Here is a 17,351-nt window from a genome sequence, read left to right on the forward strand (position 1 = left end):
GGAAGGCCGCCGGCGTTGTGCTAAGATTGCAGCCAATCTGTTTCCCCGAGCGTTCGCTCGACCTTCCCCCTCCCCGCTTCATCCCGTATTCGCTGCCCGTCCGGGCTCTTCCCATTCATTCGTCTATGCATCTGACAGAACTGAAATCCCTGCATGTGTCCCAATTGCTGGAAATGGCGGGACAGCTGGAGATCGACAACGCGCAGCGCATGCGCAAACAGGAGCTGATGTTTGCCATCCTGAAAAAGAAAGCGAAACAGGGGGAAACGATTTTCGGCGACGGCACGCTGGAAGTGCTGCCCGACGGCTTCGGCTTTCTGCGCTCGCCGGAAACGTCGTACCTGGCGAGCACGGACGACATCTATATCAGCCCGTCGCAGATCCGCCGCTTCAACCTGCACACCGGCGACACCATCGAAGGCGAAGTCCGCACGCCCAAGGACGGCGAGCGTTACTTCGCGCTGGTGAAGGTCGACAAGGTCAACGCCCAGCCTCCTGAAGCGGTCAAGAACCGCATCATGTTCGAGAACCTGACGCCGCTGCATCCGAACCGCACGCTCACGCTCGAACGCGACATCAAGGCCGAGGAGAACATCACCGGCCGCATCATCGACATGATTGCCCCGATCGGCCGCGGCCAGCGCGCGCTGCTGGTGGCCTCGCCCAAGTCGGGCAAGACCGTGATGCTGCAGCACATCGCGCATGCCATCACGGCCAACCATCCGGAAGCCGAACTGTTCGTGCTGCTGATCGACGAGCGTCCGGAAGAAGTGACCGAGATGCAGCGCACCGTGCGCGGCGAAGTGGTGGCCTCCACCTTCGACGAGCCGGCCGTGCGCCACGTGCAGGTCGCGGAAATGGTGATCGAGAAGGCCAAGCGCCTGGTTGAACTGAAGAAGGACGTGGTGATCGTGCTGGACTCGATCACGCGCCTGGCCCGCGCCTACAACACCGTGGTGCCGACCTCCGGCAAGGTACTGACCGGCGGCGTGGACGCCAACGCCCTGCAGCGTCCGAAGCGCTTCTTCGGTGCCGCGCGCAACCTGGAGGAAGGCGGTTCGCTGACCATCATCGGCACGGCGCTGATCGAAACCGGCAGCCGCATGGACGACGTGATCTACGAAGAATTCAAGGGCACCGGCAACATGGAAGTGCACCTGGAGCGCCGCCTGGCCGAGAAGCGCGTCTACCCCGCCATCAACCTGAACAAGTCGGGCACGCGCCGCGAAGAGCTGCTGATCAAGCCGGACATCCTGCAGAAGGTGTGGATCCTGCGCAAGTTCATCCACGATATGGACGAGGTCGAGGCGATGGAATTCCTGCTCGACAAGCTCAAGTCCACGAAGAACAACGCGGAGTTCTTCGACATGATGCGACGTGGCAGCTGAGTCTGCGCGCCGCGTACCGGGAAGCGCACCTCTGGGTGCGCTTTTTTATTGCCCGCGCGCCGGCCGCGCATCCCCCACCGGCATCGTTGGCGGCGTCATGAAGCTTGCTAGTTCATTTGCATTACACGTTGTCCGGGCAACCGTTTGCGCCTCTCGTCCTTAAACGTCATCGCAAAAGCGCAGCGCGAGAACCATACTGCAAGCCTGCTTGAGCCAAGCAGCAGGGAAACCACGAAAAATCGAACGGGGGAAACCATGCGCGAAGAGCCGCTGGAATGTACGAGTGCGTGCCGAACCGTTGTGGTTGCGTCACGCGCCGGCATGGGGGAGATCAGCGAGACGATCCTGGGCGCGGATTGGCATGTCAGGCACGTCAACTCGGTGCGCGAACTCGGATGCGCCATCCGTGACGGCGTGCCGAAAGCCGGGCTGATCGACTTCGGCAGCGCGTTCTCGTCCGCTGAGCTGGATCTGCTCGAGCGCTGCCTGCAGGTTTCGCACGTGGGCTGGGTGGCCGCGCTGCCGCAGGCCATGCTGAGCCATGAGCGCGTACGCCAATTGGTGCGCGACTATTGCGTCGACTACGTCCAGATGCCGCTGCGCATCGAGGAAGCCGGGTACTCGCTGCGGCATGCATGGGGCATGGCCACGCTGGCGCAGGAGGCCCCCGCGCCCAAGATCAGCAATGCCCGCATGCTCGGCGAATGTTCAGCCATGCAGAGCCTGTTCCGGGCGATCCGCAAGGTCGCGCAGAACAGCGCGCCCGCCTTCATCGCCGGCGAATCGGGCACCGGCAAGGAACTGACGGCCCAGGCCATCCACGAGGCCTCGGCGCGCGCGGGCGGTCCCTTCATCGCCATCAACTGCGGCGCCATCCCGCCGCACCTGATCCAGTCCGAGCTGTTCGGCTACGAGAAAGGCGCCTTCACCGGCGCGCACCAGCGCCATATCGGCTGGGTCGAGCACGCCAACGGCGGCACGCTGTTCCTCGATGAGATCGGCGACCTGCCGCTGGAGAGCCAGGTGAGCCTGCTGCGCTTCCTGCAGCAAGGCACCATCACGCGGCTGGGCGGGCACCAGGCAATCCCGCTCGACCTGCGCATCATCTCCGCCACGCACGTGGACCTGGAAGCCGCGCAGCATCACGGCGGCTTCCGCACCGACCTGTTCCACCGGCTGTGCGTGCTGACGCTGTCGGTGCCGCCGCTGCGCGAGCGCGGCAGCGATATCGTGCTGCTGGCCGAGCATATCCTGGCCCAGCACGCCAACGAGGCCTCGCACCGCATTCGCGGCTTCACGCCCTGCGCGCTGCACGCGATGATGCACTACCCGTGGCCGGGCAACGTGCGCGAGCTGATCAACCGCGTCCGCCGCGCGCTGGTGATGACGGACAACCGCAAGATCTCCGCCTCCGACCTGCACCTGGAAGGCTACGCATCGATCTCCGGCCAGACGCTGGAAGAAGCACGCGAAGGCGCGGAATCCGATGCGATCCGCACCGCCATCGCCCGCAACGGCTTCCATATGGGCATGACGGCGCGCGAGCTGGCGGTGTCCCGCGTGACGCTGTACCGGCTGATGCAGAAGCACGGCATCCGCGCCGAACACCCCCTGCATCATCCGGTTTCGTAGCCGTCGGGCCGACGGCGGCCAGGCCATCGGGGCGCGGCGCATGTCGCGCCCTGTTCGTTGCGCCGCCGCACATGAAAAAAAGAGTGCCCGCCGGGGGACGGAGCACAAAAACCGATGGGCGCCGCCGACAAGGCGGCCGACTGACAGCGTTGTCGCGCCCGGACAGCCGTTGCGATGGCACCACGCCATGCACGCCGCGCATGAACACAGCGAGAGCGGCCCAGCCAGTGCGAACGCCTGCCACCGCATGCCGGGCTGCCGGGCCCGCGGCCGACACGGCACCGAGCCCCCTCCCTCTGAGGGGATTGCGCCACGCCCCTCCCGCGATGGATGGTTAAGGGACGCATACGACCCACAGTGTTCGGCATTGCGCCAGAACGATGCGATCGGACCAGCCGACCGATCGAATGCGCGGATGGGAGAAGTCGCGGCGGTAGTTCGCACCGGCAATGCACCGGCCGGAACACCCCGATAGGCGATACGCGGCGTGATGATGTCGCCGTCTTCAACGCGGACCGGCACCCTCCTGGCGATGGCCAGGCGGCACGCGCCTCCTGCTGTCATACTGATCGCCCGCTGGAACGGCGCATGTCGAGCACAGCGCTGCGTGAACGTTGTAGGCATGGCTCGCTCCTCCCCGAAGACGCCAGAGCGACATCCATGCCATGACGGCCAAGGTCTTGTTTTCACGGGAAATTCAGCAACGAAAGGCGGCTTGGACGGCAGCCTGCGCGCGTTCCTTGAGTCATGCCTGAAACAACAGCTGTGACGAAAACGCCCTCTGCGATGCCGGCCGTAGCCGTATGGAAAAGCGCACCGCACGCCTCGGCATCGCACGCAGATCGAGGCTGGAGCGTGCCGCGCAGCGTCCCGAGGCATGCCGTGGCAACTGTCATTTTCCCGATACGCCACTAAAATGGTTCGGAACGGGGGTCTGCTCCGGCCGATATCTCGCCTGGGGCGACAGAGGATGTTCGCAAGATCGGTCACAGGTCGAGAACAACGATGAACACTGTTTTGATCGAAGCGCATCCGCTGGTGCGCACGGGCATTGCGCACCTGTTGCGCACACTCAAGGGCGTCACCGGCGTCACCGTCGTTGAACCGGACGAGGGCATGTTCGATGCCATCGAAGCCCACGCGGACGCCGGACTCCTGGTCATCGGACTGCCGCTGCCACATCTGGACGAACTGTCCGCCATCGGCGAAATCATGCACCGGCCGCACGCCCGCCACGTGGTGGTGCTGGCCGAATCGGAGTCGCCGGACATCATCCGCACCCTCATGCAGATGGGGCTGTCGGGCTACACGCTCAAGCATTCGCCCGGCGAGGTCATCGCGGCATCGCTGGAGCTCGTTCTGGTCGGCGGACAGTACATCCCCGCCAGCGCGCTGCTGCCCGAATCGCGGCTGGACGGTACGCCCAACCCCTCGCTGGCCGGCGATCCGCAGACCGATCCCAAGCTGCTCGGGATCACCCCGCGCCAATACGAAATCCTGGTGCTGCTCTCACGCGGACACCCGGTCAAGACCATCAGCCGCATGCTGAACATCTCCGAGGCCACCGCCAAGGCGCATATCAGCACACTGTATCGCCGGCTGAAGGTACGCAGCCGGACCGAGGCCGTCTACGTCGCCAACCAGCGCGGCGCGCGGCTGCTATCGGTGGCCTGACGCCGGCCGCCTGAACACCGAGGTGAAGGCTGGGACGCGCGCCCTATACTGGGCGCATGCTTTCAAGACTCTCCCAATGGCTGTCGCGACGCGCACGCTCGCGCCAGCTCGCCCGCTATGCCATCTCCGACGCGCTGTGGACACGCACGCTCTCCGGCCTGCCCTTCCTGCTCGACTGGCCGCCGGCGGCGCTCGCGCGCCTGCGTGAAACCGCCACGCTGTTCATCGCCGAGAAAGAGTTCACCACGGCCCACGGCCTGGCGCTCACCGACGAGATGGTGGTCAGCATCGCCGCGCAGGCGAGCGTGCCCATCCTCGAACTGGGGATTGCGTGGTACCGGGGCTGGCGCGGCGTGGTTCTCTACCCCGGCGAGTTCCTGATCCGCGGCGAGGCGATGGACGAAGACGGCGTCGTGCACGACGTGCGCCAGGAAGCCAGCGGCGAGGCGGCGGCCAACGGCCTGGTCCTGCTGTCGTGGCAGGACATCGAACTGGGCAGCGTGCTGGCCGGACCCGACATGCAGCCGTACAACGTCGTCATGCACGAGTTCGCCCACAAGCTCGACATGCTCAACGGCGAAGCGGACGGCATCCCGGCGTTCTCGTCGCGGCTGCACGCCGGGCTCGACCGCGAGCAATGGGCTGACGACCTCTACGCTGAATACGACGCCTTCGCCGAGCGCTGCGATCGCATTCCCGAACGGCGCTGGGATGCCGATCCGATCCTGTCGCTGCTCGATCCGTACGGCGCCCAGCATCCGGCGGAGTTCTTCGCGGTCGCCTCGGAAGTGTTTTTCGTCGAGCCCGCCGCGCTGCAGGACACGCTGCCGGCGCTCTACGCGCTCCTGCAAGCGTTCTATCTGCAAGACCCGGCACGGCGCATGCTGGACGCCGGGCGACACGCCGAGCCAGCCACGCCATGACGATGCGCCCCACCTGTTCCTGTCGCCTTGCCGCACTGGCGCTGTCCGCGGCCGCGGCGGCCGCGCATGCGCAGTTGCCCGCCTCGCTGGTCCTGAGCCTCACCGCGCAACTCGACGGCCAATCGGAGACCCGGCGGCTGACGCTGCCGGCGCAAGCGTCCGCCACCGAACCGCACGTCACGCTGCTGGAGCGCACCCAGAGCTACGACACCGGCGGCAGCATGCCGCGCGCCGAATGGGAACAGCGCTTCGCCGCCGGGCTGCCCGACGACACGATTCCGCTCGGCTGCGACGCCTCGGCCTGCCGGTTCGTGCGCCACCAGTGGGCCAAGACCGGCGTCGACGTCACGCTGCGTCCGCTAGCCGGATCGGGCGAATTTCAGCCGTTGTCGATCGCCGTGACGCTGCACCGCTTCCTGCCCGCCCCCGATGGCGAGACGCCGGCCAGCATCGACACCTGGCGGCGCAATCTCGACACCTCGTTGCGCGTGGGCGACAGCCGGACCATCGACCTGGATGCGCGCGGCACATTGACCATCGAGCGCCTGGATGCTCCATGAGGCCCGCAGCCCATGAAAGTGCATCAAGCATCGCTTTTTCTGCCGGGCCGCCTGGAAGCGGCCGCGCAAGCGCGTTGCCCAAGCCCTTGTTTCTCTGGCATAATCGCCGTTTCTCCACCCGGCAAGTGATTCGACGGCAGCGCGCTGCGCCCCTCGTCCCTCGAATTGGCTACCTCAAATCCAGGGCCCATCATGAAAGAAAATACCCACCCGAATTACCGCGAAGTCGTGTTCCAGGACATGTCCAGCGATTTCAGCTTCGTGACCCGCTCGACCATCCAGACCAAGGAAAGCATCGTCTGGAAGGACGGTAAGGAATATCCGCTGGCCAAGATCGAAGTCTCGTCCGAATCGCACCCGTTCTACACGGGCACGCAAAAAATCATGGACACGGCCGGCCGCGTCGAGAAGTTCCGCCAGAAGTTCGGCAGCAAGGCAGGCAAGGCTGCCAAGTAAAGCCGGCTTCGGAGACGGTTCACGACATGATCCGTCCCGCTGGTCAAAGAAGAAGGCAGCTGCGGCTGCCTTTTTTGTTTCTTGGCACAATGGCGGACTTTGCGCCATGGCCACCTCCGCAGTGCAACCGTGACGCTCTCCCGACGGTCTGACCCCTGATGAATCCCACCCGCGTCTCGCGCGTTCGCCTGACCGCCTCCGCCACCAGCGCCCTGCCGCGCTGGCTGCTGCTCGCCATCTGCGTGATCTACGGCCTGTCCGGCCTGTTCTACCGCGATCCATGGAAGAACGAAGACGCCGCCGGCTTCGGCGTGATGTGGTCACTGGCGACCGGCAATGGCCAGGATTGGCTGATGCCCAACATCGTGGGCCGCCCGTTCGTGCAGGCCGGGCCGCTCGTGTTCTGGATCGGCGGCGCGTTCATCCGCGTGTTCGGCCAGTGGATGGGCCCGTCGGACGCCTCGCGCCTGACCACGGCACTGTTCTTCTTCATCACCTGCGCATGCATCTGGTACGGCGCCTACCTGCTTGGCCGCCGCGCCGAGGTCCAGCCCTTTGAATTCGTCTTCGGCGGCCAGCCGAGCCCCATCGACTACGGCCGCACGCTGGCCGACGGCGCGCTGCTGATCTTCCTCGCCTGCGTGGGGCTGGCCCAGCGCGGTCACGAAACCACGCCGCTGGTCGGCGCGCTGTGTTTCGTGGCGCTCACGCTGTACGGTCTGATCCGGGCGCTCGACCGGCCAGTGCTGGGCAGCCTGATCTATGGCTTCGGCATCGGCTGCCTGTCGCTGGCGGGCGGGCCGATCCTGCCCCTGGTCATCACGCTGTCCGTGCTGGTGACGGCGCGCCTGACCCGCGTGCTGCCGATCAGGCCGCTGCTGACGATTGCCCTGCCGGTATCGCTGGTGCTGGGCTGGTCGTGGCCGGCGATGGCCTACCTGCTGGCCGCCAACCCGACCGACGCCGTCACCTTCATCCGCGAGTGGGCACGCTTCGACCGCCGCCAGTACACCGGGCCGACCCCGCATTCGCTGGGCTACATCGCGCGCAACCTGCTGCCCTTCGCGTGGCCCGTGTGGCCACTGGCAGCATGGGCCTGGAAAAGCTGGAGCGGCATGCGCACCGCCCCGCATATTGCGCTGCCGCTGGCGATCCTGGTGCCGCAGTCCGTGCTGCTGCTCCTGCAGCCCCAGCCGGGCGATGACGGCTTCTTGCTGCTGATTCCGCCGATGGCCGTGATGGCGACGTTCGCCCTGCCCACGCTCAAGCGCGCGGCCATCAACGCCATCGACTGGTTCGCGCTGCTGGCCTTCACCCTGCTCGGCGGCTTCGTCTGGCTGGTCTGGATCGCCAAGATGACCGGCTATCCGGCGCAGATCGCGCGCAACCTGTACCGCCTGCTGCCAGGCTATCGACCGACGTTCAGCTGGACAGCGCTGCTGTGCGCGCTGCTCGTGACGGCGGCCTGGGTCCTGATCGTGGTGTGGCGAACCTCGCGCGTGCCCAAGGCGATCTGGCGCGCGGTGGTGATCTCCGCGGCCGGCACCACGCTGCTGTGGGTGCTGATGATGACGCTGTGGCTGCCCACCATCAACTACGCCAAGACGTACCGCGAGGTCGCGCAGTCGGCCTCGCTGGCGCTGCCGCAGACGTATACATGCGTGCAGCCGATCCGCATCGGCGACGCCCAGCTGGCATCGTTCGCGTACTTCGGTCACATCCGCTTCGGCAATCCCGAAGACAACTGCGACATCCTGCTGCGCCATGACCCGTACGAATACGGCGATCCGTCCAGCATGCCCAACTACGAATGGCGCGTCATCTGGGAAGGCCGCCGCCCCGCCGACCGCGACGAGCACTTCCGCATGTACCACCTGACCGAAGCCGCCAAGGCCACCCACCCGGCGCCCGTTCCGGCCACCTCGCGCAGGCGCAAGCTGCATGTTCCTGGCTGACATCCGCAGCATTGCCGCGCTGGCCTGGCCGGTGCTGGTCGGCCAGCTCGCGGTGATCGCCTTCGGCGTGCTGGATACCGCCATGGCCGGGCGTGCGTCGGCAGCGGATCTGGCCGCGATCGGGCTGGGCGGCTCGATCTATGTGACGGTCTACATCAGCCTGATGGGCGTCTTGCAGGCGCTCTCGCCCATTGCCGGCCAGCTCTACGGCGCGGGCCGGCACGGCGAGATCGGCGAAGAGGTCCGCCAAGCCGCCTGGCTCGGGCTGGCGCTATCGGCCATCGGCATGCTGCTCTTGTGGTTTCCCGCACCGCTGCTGCGGCTCGCCGACGCCTCGCCCGAGCTGACCAGCAAGGCAACCGCCTACCTCCGCTACGAAGCGCTGGCGCTGCCCGCCGCGCTGGGTTTCCGCATCTACTCGGCGCTCAACAACGCGCTGTCGCGGCCGGTGATGGTGACGGTGCTGCAATTGGGCGGGCTGGCCCTGAAGTTCCCGCTCAACGCCCTGTTCCTGTACGGCGGCCTCGGCCTGCCCGCGATGGGCGGCCCCGGTTGCGCGCTGGCATCGATGATCATCGGCTGGCTGTGGTGCATCGCGGGCGCGCTCATCCTGATGCGCAACCCGGTCTACCGGCCCTTCCGGATCTTCACGCAGTTCTCGCCGCCCCACCTCGGACGCTTGTGGGGACTGGTGCGCCTGGGCGTACCGATGGGCCTGACCTACCTGATCGAGATCACGTCGTTCACGCTGATGGCGATCTTCATCGCGCGGATGGGAACCGTAGTGCTGGCCGGCCACCAGATTGCGGCCAACGTGGGAGCGGTGGCCTATATGGTGCCGCTATCCCTGTCGATCGCCACATCGACACTGGTGGCCCAAATGATCGGCGCGCGCGACCGCGATGCCGCGCGGCGGATTGCCTGGAACGGGCTCAAGCTCGCCGCCGCCTGCGCGATCGCTGTCGGCGGATGCGTTCTGCTGCTGCGCCGCGACCTGGTCGGCCTCTACACCCGGGATGCCACCGTGATGGCCATCGCGGTGCCGCTACTGCCGTTCATCGCGTTCTACCAATTGTTCGATGCGCTGCAGGTCACGGCGGCGTTCATCCTGCGCGCCTACAAGATCGCGCTGATCCCGACGGTGATCTACGCGCTGTCGCTCTGGGGCGTGGGATTGGGAGGGGGCTACCTGCTCGGTTTTGGCCTCCTGGGGGAATCCGCCGCCGCCCTGCGCGGCGCCGCCGGCTTCTGGGCAGCCAATGCGCTCAGCCTGGCGGTGGCCGGCACCTTGCTCGTCGGCTATTTCAATCGCATCAGCCGCGCAGCCGACTAGACCGGCACCTTGCCCGGGACCCGGGAACGTTCCCGTTTCTCCATGCCGAAAAACGGGAGCACAAAAAGAAAAACCCGCTGCAAGCAGCGGGTTTTGATTTGGCGGAGTGGACGGGACTCGAACCCGCGACCCCCGGCGTGACAGGCCGGTATTCTAACCGACTGAACTACCACTCCGTGTCGGTTTGCTCGGCCGGTTTGCACCGGCTTTGCGACGAGCTTCTGGTTAAGCTCTGTTTTCTGGCGTCCCCTAGGGGATTCGAACCCCTGTACTCACCGTGAAAGGGTGATGTCCTAGGCCTCTAGACGAAGGGGACAGAAACTGTTTTGCAACGTTTTCCGTCTGCCGCTGCGAAGACCGCGACTATAACGGTCTTTGCAGCGATTTGGAAGGCTCTTTTCAAGTTGCCTTGAACCAAGCCCTCCGGCATCTTGGTGGAGCTAAGCGGGATCGAACCGCTGACCTCTTGCATGCCATGCAAGCGCTCTCCCAGCTGAGCTATAGCCCCGAAATCAAACTGCACTCTTTCTTTCGAAAGAAAAACCCGCTGCGCGAGCGGGCTTTGATTTGGCGGAGTGGACGGGACTCGAACCCGCGACCCCCGGCGTGACAGGCCGGTATTCTAACCGACTGAACTACCACTCCGTGTCGGTTTGCTCGGCCGGTTTGCACCGGCTTTGCGACGAGCTTCTGGTTAAGCTCTGTTTTCTGGCGTCCCCTAGGGGATTCGAACCCCTGTACTCACCGTGAAAGGGTGATGTCCTAGGCCTCTAGACGAAGGGGACAGAAACTGTTTTGCAACGTTTTCTGCCTGACGCTGCGAAGACCGCGATTATAACGACCTTTTCAGCGATCTGGAAGACTCTTTTCAAATGAACTTGAATCCAGCCTTCCGGTATCTTGGTGGAGCTAAGCGGGATCGAACCGCTGACCTCTTGCATGCCATGCAAGCGCTCTCCCAGCTGAGCTATAGCCCCGAATTACTGCTTTTTACTGCATTTTCGCTTCGTGTTTCAGCGAAAACAAGAGTATAGGGGAAGTGTTCAGCGGCTGGCAATACCCTTTCGCAAATTTTTTCAGGCCGCCCGGATCACCCGGCCAGGCGGCGCAGCACGACCTCGCGGCCGAACAGCTCCAGCACCGCATCGATCGACGGCGTCTGCAACTGGCCGGCCACCAGCAGCCGCACCGGCATTGCCAGCTTCGGCATCTTCCAGCCGTGGGCGCCCAACACCTCCTTGAAGGCCGCGCCGATGGCCTCGCGCTTCCACTCGGGCAACGCCCCCAGCTTGTCGGCCAGGGCCATGATGCCCGGGCGCACCTCATCGGTGAGATGCTGCGCAGCCAGCTCCGGCGCCACCGAGATCTCGGTGCGATAGAACAGCAGCGCCGTCTGCGCGACTTCCTGCAGCGTGTTGGCGCGATCCTTCACCAAGGCCATCACGTCGGCCAGCTGCGGACCGCCCTCGACGCGGCCGCCCAGCGCTTCGATGAACGGCTTCACCAGCTCTGCCAGCCGCGCGTTGTCGGCCTGCTTGATGTAGTGGTTGTTCAGCCAGGCGAGCTTCTCGGGGTTGTACTGCGCCGGCGACTTGCCCAGGTGCTCCAGGTCGAACCACTCGACGAACTGCTCGCGCGAGAAGATTTCCGCGTCGCCGTGCGCCCAGCCCAAGCGGGCCAGGTAGTTGACGACGGCTTCGGGCAGGTAGCCCGCATCGCGGTAGCCGGTCACGCTCATGGCACCGTGCCGCTTGCTCATCTTCTCGCCCTGCTCGTTCAGCACCGTCGGCAGGTGGGCATAGATGGGCGGCGTGCCGCCCAGCGCGCGCAGGATATTGATCTGGCGCGGCGTATTGTTGACGTGATCGTCGCCGCGGATCACATGGGTGATACGCATGTCCATATCGTCGACCACCACGCAGAAGTTGTAGGTGGGCGTGCCATCCGGACGCGCGATGACGAGATCGTCAAGCTCGTCGTTGGAGATCTCGATGCGGCCCTTGACCGCATCGTCCCACACCACGCTGCCGCCAATCGGGTTCTTGAAGCGGATCACCGGCTGCACGCCGGCCGGCGGCGTCGGCAGGACTTTGCCTGGCTCGGGACGCCAGGTGCCGTCGTACCGGGGCTTCTCGCCGCGCACGCGCTGGGCTTCGCGCAGGGCGTCGAGTTCCTCGGTGCTCATGTAGCACGGGTAGGCCAGGTCTTGCGCGACCATCTGCGCGATGACCTCGCGATAGCGGTCCATGCGCTGCATCTGGTAGAACGGCCCTTCGTCGATATCCAGGCCCAGCCAATCCATCGCTTCCAGGATCACATCGACGGCCTCCTGGGTCGAGCGCTCCACGTCGGTATCTTCGATGCGCAGGATGAAATCGCCCTTCATCTTGCGGGCGAACGCCCACGGATACAGGGCCGAACGGATGTTGCCGAGGTGGATGAAACCGGTGGGGCTGGGAGCGAAACGGGTGCGGACGCGCTGAGTCATAGGAATGGCCGAACGGACAAGGCCGCGAAGGCGGCCTCTGTCAAAACGGAAATTATAGCAACCGCATCCTGTGCGCCCGACCGGTCCGCCGCCGAACTTTGGCACAATGGCGACCGGCCCGCGTCCGCCCATGATGGCTCCGCGCGTCCCACCCAGAACTGCCCCAACCGTCCATGCAACGCCGTCTCTTCCTGGGCGCCGCCGGCGCCTCCCTGCTCTCCGCCTGTACCGTCACGGGCTTCTCATCGTCGTCGGGCAGCAAGAACGCCCCCGCGCTGGCCACGGCGGTCGTGCCGCCCGAATCGCAGCCGGCCGTGCCACCGGTGCGCATCGGCCTGGCGCTGGGCGGCGGCGCCGCGCGCGGCTTCGCGCACATCGGCGTGATCAAGGCGCTGGAAGCCCAGGGCATCCAGATCGATTTCATCACGGGCACCAGCGCAGGCAGCGTGGTGGCGGCCCTCTACGCGTCGGGCATGTCGGGCATCGAACTGAACCGGCAGGCGCTGAAGATGGACGAGGCGACGATCGCGGACTGGGCGCTGCCGTTCGGCACGCGCTTCGGCGGCTGGCTCAAGGGCGAGGCACTGGAGAAATACGTCAACCGCCTGGTCAAGCAGAAGACCATCGAGCAGATGCGCATTCCGTTGGGCATCGTCGCCACGGACCTGGGCAGCGGCAAGCCGATCCTGTTCCGCCGCGGCAATACCGGCCAGGCCGTGCGGGCATCCTGCAGCATCCCGGGCGTGTTCCAGCCGGTGACGATCAGCGGCCACCAATACGTGGACGGCGGCCTGGTGGCGCCGGTGCCCGTCACCTACGCCAAGCAGATGGGGGCGACCTTCGTGATCGCGGTGAACATCTCGGCGGACCCGTCGGCGCAGGCGGTGTCCGGCCAGGCCAGCATGCTGCTGCAGACCACGACGATCATGGGCCAGAGCATCAACAAGACGGAACTGGCGCAGGCGGACGTGGTGATCGCCCCGTCGCTGCCGTTCGTCAAGGGCAGCGATTTCACGGCACGCAACGAAGCCATCCTCGGCGGCGAACAGGCCGCCCAGGCGGCCATGCCGCTGCTGCGCGAAAAGCTGCGCCTGCCGCAGACGGCCCAGGCCACGCCGCTGCCGCCGCATTGACCGGCGCCGGAGACAGGCAACAAAAAAGACCGCCGCGGCGGTCTTCTTTCTTGGGGTCCGGGTATCGAGCGGATCAGCCGCCGTACATCGAGAGCGACTTGCCGGCGGCGTTCGGGTCGATCCGCTGCAGCTGCTCGACGAAATTCTCGGCGCCTTCCTTGATCTGGCCGTTGCCCTGCCAGTCGATGCGGCGCGCGCCGTTGTAGCGCGACACCCAGTACGACGCGGTCATGTCATCGACGCGGATCTTGCTGCCGGTCGAGGGCGCATGCACCATCTTGTTGTCGCCGACGTAGATGGCCACATGCGAGAACGTGCGGTGCATGGTGTTGAAGAACACCAGATCGCCGGGGCGCAGATCCTTCATGTCAACGCTGGTGCCGACGCGGCTCATCTCCACCGCGCGACGCGGCAGCAGGAAGCCGAAGGTGTCGTGGAAGACGTAGCGGACAAAGCCGCTGCAGTCGAGGCCCGATTCAGGCGTATTGCCGCCGAACCGGTAGCGCAAGCCGATCATGCCCAGCGCGTTCATGACGACGTCGCCGGTCCGGCTCACCACATCGGAGGTGGCGCCAACCATGGAGGAAAAGATCCCGGGCTTGGCTTCCGGCTTGGCATCGGCGCGGACTTCCGTGTCCTTGAACACGGTGTCGGCCCGCACTCCATTCGAGACGAGCACGCCGCAGCCGATCACAACCCCCACCGCCAGGCGCGCCATGGAATGAAGTACGAAATGCTGCATTGGTTCTCCTGTTGGGAAGGGCGGAGAGTCAACCGAACCGATACGAACGGAATGCGACCTTTCCGAATCCTGCTCAAACAATCTCGCAGGATGATAAAAACAACACCTTGACTTGTCAAAGGACGTTACAAATTTCCCAGAATTGATATACGAATCATGAACTTAGACATGACTTCGTAGGCACAGCATCACGTCCGGGAGTGTCAAAATTACCCGATCCGAGCTTTCGCAAGGCTTTCGTAAAGGAAATGTTTCCACGCCGGGCCGCCCGCGGTGTCGCACAGCCGCCTCAGCCCGGCGGCTGAAGCGGCTTGAGCGCCGCAGCCGCCATCAGCTTGCAGGTGTAGGGGTGGGACGGTGACGCCAGCACGGCTTCCGTGTCGCCCGCCTCCACCACCTTCCCGTCCTTCATCACCATCACCCGGTGCGACATGGCACGGATCACGGCGAGGTCGTGGCTGATGAACAGGTACGACAGGTTGTACTTTTTCTGAAGGGCGGACAGCAACGACAGCACCTGCTGCTGGATCGACACGTCGAGTGCCGAAGTCGGCTCATCCAGCACCAGGACCTGGGGCTTGAGGATCAGCACCCGCGCAATGGCGATGCGCTGGCGCTGCCCGCCGGAGAACTCATGCGGATAGCGTCCCAGGGCGGTGCGGTCCAGGCCGACCTCGCGCAGCGCCTCGATCACGCGCTGGCGGCGCTCGGCGTCGTTGACGTGCGGCTGATGCAGCGCCAACCCCTCGCCGACGATCTGCTCGATGGTCATGCGCGGCGAGAGCGAACCGAACGGGTCCTGGAACACCACCTGCATGCGGGCACGCACCGTGCGGCGCTCGTCGCGCGTCTGGCCCAGCAGCGAACTGCCGAGGAAGCGCAGATCGCCCGCCTTCGGACTCTGCAGCCCGAGCAGCGTCTGCGCCAGCGTCGTCTTGCCCGAACCGGACTCGCCGACGATGCCCAGGGTCTCGCCCTCGCGCAACTGCAGCGAGACCTGGTCGACGGCGGTGAACGGATCGGCGCGGAACCAGCCGGCAAACCCGGGGCGATGGCGATCGTAGGTGACCGTCAGCTGGTCGGCCTCCAGCAGCACGGGAGCGAGCGGCACCAGCGGCAGCACATCGCGCTGCGGGCGGCTTTCCAGCAGGCGCACTGTGTAGGGATGCTGCGGCGCGCTGAAGACGGTCGCCGTCTCGCCGGTTTCCACCAGCACGCCCCGCTCCATCACGCCCACGCGCTCGGCAAAGGCGCGCACCATGTTCAGGTCGTGCGTGATCAGCATCACGGCCATGCCGTATTCGGCCTGCAGGTCGCGCAGCAGCTGCAGGATCTGCATGCGCACGGTCACGTCCAGCGCGGTGGTGGGCTCGTCGGCGACCAGCAGCTTGGGGCTGCAGGCGAGCGCCATGGCGATCATGGCACGCTGCCGCTGGCCACCGGACAACTGGTGCGGGAAAGCATCGAAGCGGCGCGGTGCCTCGGCGATGCCGGTGTGCTCCAGCAGCGCGATCGCGCGGGCCTTGGCGGCGCGCTTGTCCAGGCCTTCGTGCAGCTCCAGCGTCTCGACGATCTGGTTGCCGATGGTGTACAGCGGGTTGAGCGCCGTCATCGGCTCCTGAAACACCATCGCGACGTCGGCGCCGCGCAGGCCGCGCATCTGGCGCTCGCTCGCGGCCAGCAGGTCGCGCCCCTCGAACAGGATGCGGCCGCTGTAATGCGCGTCGGCCAGCAGGCGCATGATCGACAGCGCCGTGACCGTCTTGCCGGAGCCCGACTCGCCCACCAGCGCAAAGCGCTCGCCGGCGTGCAGGTCGAACGAGACGTGCCTGACGGCCTCGATCCACTCGTTGTGCTCGGCCTCGAAGCGCACGGACAGGTCGTCCAGCCGCAGCAGCGGGCCATCGTAGTCGGGCTTGGCCGAGCGCAGGTCGACGCGGGTCATTTCACCCCCGCCGGCTTCTGGCGCGCGCGCAGCTGCGCGAACGACAGACGTGTATCGAAGGCGTCGCGCAGGGCGTCGCCCATGAAGGTCAGCAGCACCAAGATCAGCACCAGCGTCACAAAGGTCGACAGGGAAATCCACCACGCATCCAGGTTGGCCTTGCCCTGCGCCAGCAGCTCGCCGAGACTGGGCATCGACGGCGGCACGCCCAGGCCGAGGAAGTCGAGGCTGGTCAGCGTCAGGATGGCCGCGCTCATGTTGAACGGCAGGAAGGTGATGATCGGCGTCAGGCTGTTGGGCAGGATGTGGCGCCGGATGATCTGCCCGTCCGACAGGCCCATCGCGCGGGCAGACTTCACGTAGTCCAGCGAACGGTTGCGGTAGAACTCGGCGCGCACGTAGGCCGACAGGCTCATCCAGCCGAACAGGGACAGCAGGACGATCAGCAGCCCCAGGCTCGGCTCGAAGATCGACGCGAAGATGATCAGCAGGTAGAGCTCCGGCATCGAGCCCCAGATTTCGATCAGCCGCTGCGACACCAGATCGAAGCGCCCGCCGAAGAAGCCCATCAGCGCGCCGGTGAGCGTGCCGACCAGCACGCCGATCAGCGTCAGCGCCAGCCCGAACAGCACCGACACGCGGAAGCCGTAGAGCAGTCGCGCGAACACATCGCGCCCGCGGTCGTCCGTGCCGAGCCAGTTCTCGGCCGACGGCGGCGCCGGATTGGGCTCCTTGGCGAAATAGTTGAGCGTCTCGTACGAATAGGGATTGGGCGGATAGAGCGCGAAGTTGCCCGGCGCGTTGAACTTGTCGCGGATGTACGGATCGAGGTAGTCCGTGGGTGTCGTGAAATCGCCGTCGAAGGTGGTTTCCGGATACGTCTTGACGATCGGGAAATACCATTGGCCGTGGTACTTGACCACCAGCGGACGGTCATTGGAGATCGCCTCGCTGAGCAGGCTCAGCACGAACAGCGCGACAAAGAGGATCAGGCTCCAATACCCCAGCCGGTGCTGCTTGAAACGCCGCCACGCGCGCTTGAGCGGCGACGGCGAATGGCGCACGGCGTGAGGCGCCGCCGTATTGGCGGGATGAACGGATGCGCGGGAGTACTGGGTCATG

Annotated in this window: 13 protein-coding genes and 6 tRNA genes; 9 read left to right on the top strand and 10 right to left on the bottom strand. The window is 65.6% G+C overall.

Features of this window, described 5'->3' with window-relative positions:
* The first annotated feature begins 125 nt into the window (after positions 1 to 125).
* The 8 genes from rho to GO999_RS10530 all read left to right on the top strand — a co-directional run bounded on the left by rho (position 126) and on the right by GO999_RS10530 (position 9,921).
* Complete coding sequence (gene rho, locus GO999_RS10495; protein ID WP_011001137.1) at positions 126 to 1,388, top strand: transcription termination factor Rho; 1,263 nt, start codon at positions 126 to 128, stop codon at positions 1,386 to 1,388.
* Between the two features lie 255 nt (positions 1,389 to 1,643).
* Positions 1,644 to 3,020 (top strand): sigma-54 dependent transcriptional regulator, encoded by a 1,377-nt coding sequence (locus GO999_RS10500; RefSeq protein WP_028860457.1) that lies wholly within the window; start codon positions 1,644 to 1,646, stop codon positions 3,018 to 3,020.
* A gap of 1,005 nt (positions 3,021 to 4,025) precedes the next feature.
* On the top strand, positions 4,026 to 4,694 hold the full coding sequence (locus GO999_RS10505; RefSeq protein WP_011001135.1) for a LuxR C-terminal-related transcriptional regulator: 669 nt from the start codon (positions 4,026 to 4,028) through the stop codon (positions 4,692 to 4,694).
* Positions 4,695 to 4,750: 56 nt separating this feature from the next.
* Entirely contained in the window at positions 4,751 to 5,617 is an 867-nt protein-coding gene (locus GO999_RS10510; RefSeq protein WP_019718016.1) for a M90 family metallopeptidase, read from the top strand.
* Complete coding sequence (locus tag GO999_RS10515) at positions 5,614 to 6,177, top strand: hypothetical protein (RefSeq protein ID WP_019718015.1); 564 nt, start codon at positions 5,614 to 5,616, stop codon at positions 6,175 to 6,177. Before GO999_RS10510 ends, GO999_RS10515 begins: the two co-directional genes overlap by 4 nt.
* 192 nt (positions 6,178 to 6,369) lie before the next feature.
* Positions 6,370 to 6,633 (top strand): type B 50S ribosomal protein L31, encoded by a 264-nt coding sequence (locus tag GO999_RS10520; protein WP_011001132.1) that lies wholly within the window; start codon positions 6,370 to 6,372, stop codon positions 6,631 to 6,633.
* Positions 6,634 to 6,791: 158 nt separating this feature from the next.
* The gene (locus tag GO999_RS10525) at positions 6,792 to 8,588 is read left to right on the top strand and encodes an ArnT family glycosyltransferase (RefSeq protein ID WP_020831697.1); all 1,797 of its coding nucleotides are present in this window, start codon (positions 6,792 to 6,794) and stop codon (positions 8,586 to 8,588) included.
* A complete protein-coding gene (locus GO999_RS10530; protein WP_011001130.1) occupies positions 8,575 to 9,921 on the top strand; it encodes an MATE family efflux transporter in 1,347 nt (448 codons plus the stop codon). The genes GO999_RS10525 and GO999_RS10530 overlap by 14 nt, the downstream gene beginning before the upstream one ends.
* Before the next feature lie 99 nt (positions 9,922 to 10,020).
* Here GO999_RS10530 and GO999_RS10535 read toward each other — a convergent pair.
* From GO999_RS10535 to gltX, 7 genes are all read right to left on the bottom strand, one after another.
* Positions 10,021 to 10,097, bottom strand: a tRNA-Asp gene (locus tag GO999_RS10535).
* A 64-nt stretch (positions 10,098 to 10,161) separates the two neighbouring features.
* Positions 10,162 to 10,237 (bottom strand) — tRNA-Glu (locus GO999_RS10540).
* Positions 10,238 to 10,353: 116 nt separating this feature from the next.
* Positions 10,354 to 10,429: transfer RNA gene (locus tag GO999_RS10545), tRNA-Ala, on the bottom strand.
* A gap of 60 nt (positions 10,430 to 10,489) precedes the next feature.
* A tRNA-Asp gene (locus GO999_RS10550) sits at positions 10,490 to 10,566 on the bottom strand.
* Between the two features lie 64 nt (positions 10,567 to 10,630).
* A tRNA-Glu gene (locus tag GO999_RS10555) sits at positions 10,631 to 10,706 on the bottom strand.
* A 116-nt stretch (positions 10,707 to 10,822) separates the two neighbouring features.
* A tRNA-Ala gene (locus GO999_RS10560) sits at positions 10,823 to 10,898 on the bottom strand.
* A 113-nt stretch (positions 10,899 to 11,011) separates the two neighbouring features.
* The gene (gene gltX / locus GO999_RS10565) at positions 11,012 to 12,409 is read right to left on the bottom strand and encodes a glutamate--tRNA ligase (RefSeq protein WP_016722163.1); all 1,398 of its coding nucleotides are present in this window, start codon (positions 12,407 to 12,409) and stop codon (positions 11,012 to 11,014) included.
* A 173-nt stretch (positions 12,410 to 12,582) separates the two neighbouring features.
* Between gltX and GO999_RS10570 the strand changes: the two genes are divergently transcribed.
* A complete protein-coding gene (locus GO999_RS10570; protein WP_016722164.1) occupies positions 12,583 to 13,542 on the top strand; it encodes a patatin-like phospholipase family protein in 960 nt (319 codons plus the stop codon).
* Positions 13,543 to 13,615: 73 nt separating this feature from the next.
* On the opposite strand, the gene GO999_RS10575 is transcribed toward GO999_RS10570, so the two are convergent.
* The 3 genes from GO999_RS10575 to GO999_RS10585 form a co-directional block, all read right to left on the bottom strand.
* The gene (locus GO999_RS10575; protein WP_011001127.1) at positions 13,616 to 14,284 is read right to left on the bottom strand and encodes a C40 family peptidase; all 669 of its coding nucleotides are present in this window, start codon (positions 14,282 to 14,284) and stop codon (positions 13,616 to 13,618) included.
* A gap of 289 nt (positions 14,285 to 14,573) precedes the next feature.
* Positions 14,574 to 16,229 (bottom strand): ABC transporter ATP-binding protein, encoded by a 1,656-nt coding sequence (locus GO999_RS10580; protein ID WP_211906208.1) that lies wholly within the window; start codon positions 16,227 to 16,229, stop codon positions 14,574 to 14,576.
* A complete protein-coding gene (locus tag GO999_RS10585) occupies positions 16,226 to 17,350 on the bottom strand; it encodes an ABC transporter permease (protein ID WP_019718012.1) in 1,125 nt (374 codons plus the stop codon). Before GO999_RS10585 ends, GO999_RS10580 begins: the two co-directional genes overlap by 4 nt.
* Position 17,351: the final 1 nt, after the last annotated feature.

It is taken from the genome of Ralstonia nicotianae, from assembly GCF_018243235.1.
Classification (GTDB): Bacteria; Pseudomonadota; Gammaproteobacteria; order Burkholderiales; family Burkholderiaceae; genus Ralstonia; species Ralstonia nicotianae.

Bases quoted from the DNA above. Each gene is read 5' to 3' on its own strand.
- gltX (WP_016722163.1), bottom strand. From the start codon at position 12,409: ATGACTCAGCGCGTCCGCACCCGTTTCGCTCCCAGCCCCACCGGTTTC.
- GO999_RS10515 (WP_019718015.1), top strand. From the start codon at position 5,614: ATGACGATGCGCCCCACCTGTTCCTGTCGCCTTGCCGCACTGGCGCTG.
- GO999_RS10525 (WP_020831697.1), top strand. From the start codon at position 6,792: ATGAATCCCACCCGCGTCTCGCGCGTTCGCCTGACCGCCTCCGCCACC.
- GO999_RS10585 (WP_019718012.1), bottom strand. From the start codon at position 17,350: ATGACCCAGTACTCCCGCGCATCCGTTCATCCCGCCAATACGGCGGCG.
- GO999_RS10570 (WP_016722164.1), top strand. From the start codon at position 12,583: ATGCAACGCCGTCTCTTCCTGGGCGCCGCCGGCGCCTCCCTGCTCTCC.
- GO999_RS10520 (WP_011001132.1), top strand. From the start codon at position 6,370: ATGAAAGAAAATACCCACCCGAATTACCGCGAAGTCGTGTTCCAGGAC.
- rho (WP_011001137.1), top strand. From the start codon at position 126: ATGCATCTGACAGAACTGAAATCCCTGCATGTGTCCCAATTGCTGGAA.
- GO999_RS10500 (WP_028860457.1), top strand. From the start codon at position 1,644: ATGCGCGAAGAGCCGCTGGAATGTACGAGTGCGTGCCGAACCGTTGTG.
- GO999_RS10530 (WP_011001130.1), top strand. From the start codon at position 8,575: ATGTTCCTGGCTGACATCCGCAGCATTGCCGCGCTGGCCTGGCCGGTG.
- GO999_RS10575 (WP_011001127.1), bottom strand. From the start codon at position 14,284: ATGCAGCATTTCGTACTTCATTCCATGGCGCGCCTGGCGGTGGGGGTT.
- GO999_RS10510 (WP_019718016.1), top strand. From the start codon at position 4,751: ATGCTTTCAAGACTCTCCCAATGGCTGTCGCGACGCGCACGCTCGCGC.
- GO999_RS10505 (WP_011001135.1), top strand. From the start codon at position 4,026: ATGAACACTGTTTTGATCGAAGCGCATCCGCTGGTGCGCACGGGCATT.
- GO999_RS10580 (WP_211906208.1), bottom strand. From the start codon at position 16,229: ATGACCCGCGTCGACCTGCGCTCGGCCAAGCCCGACTACGATGGCCCG.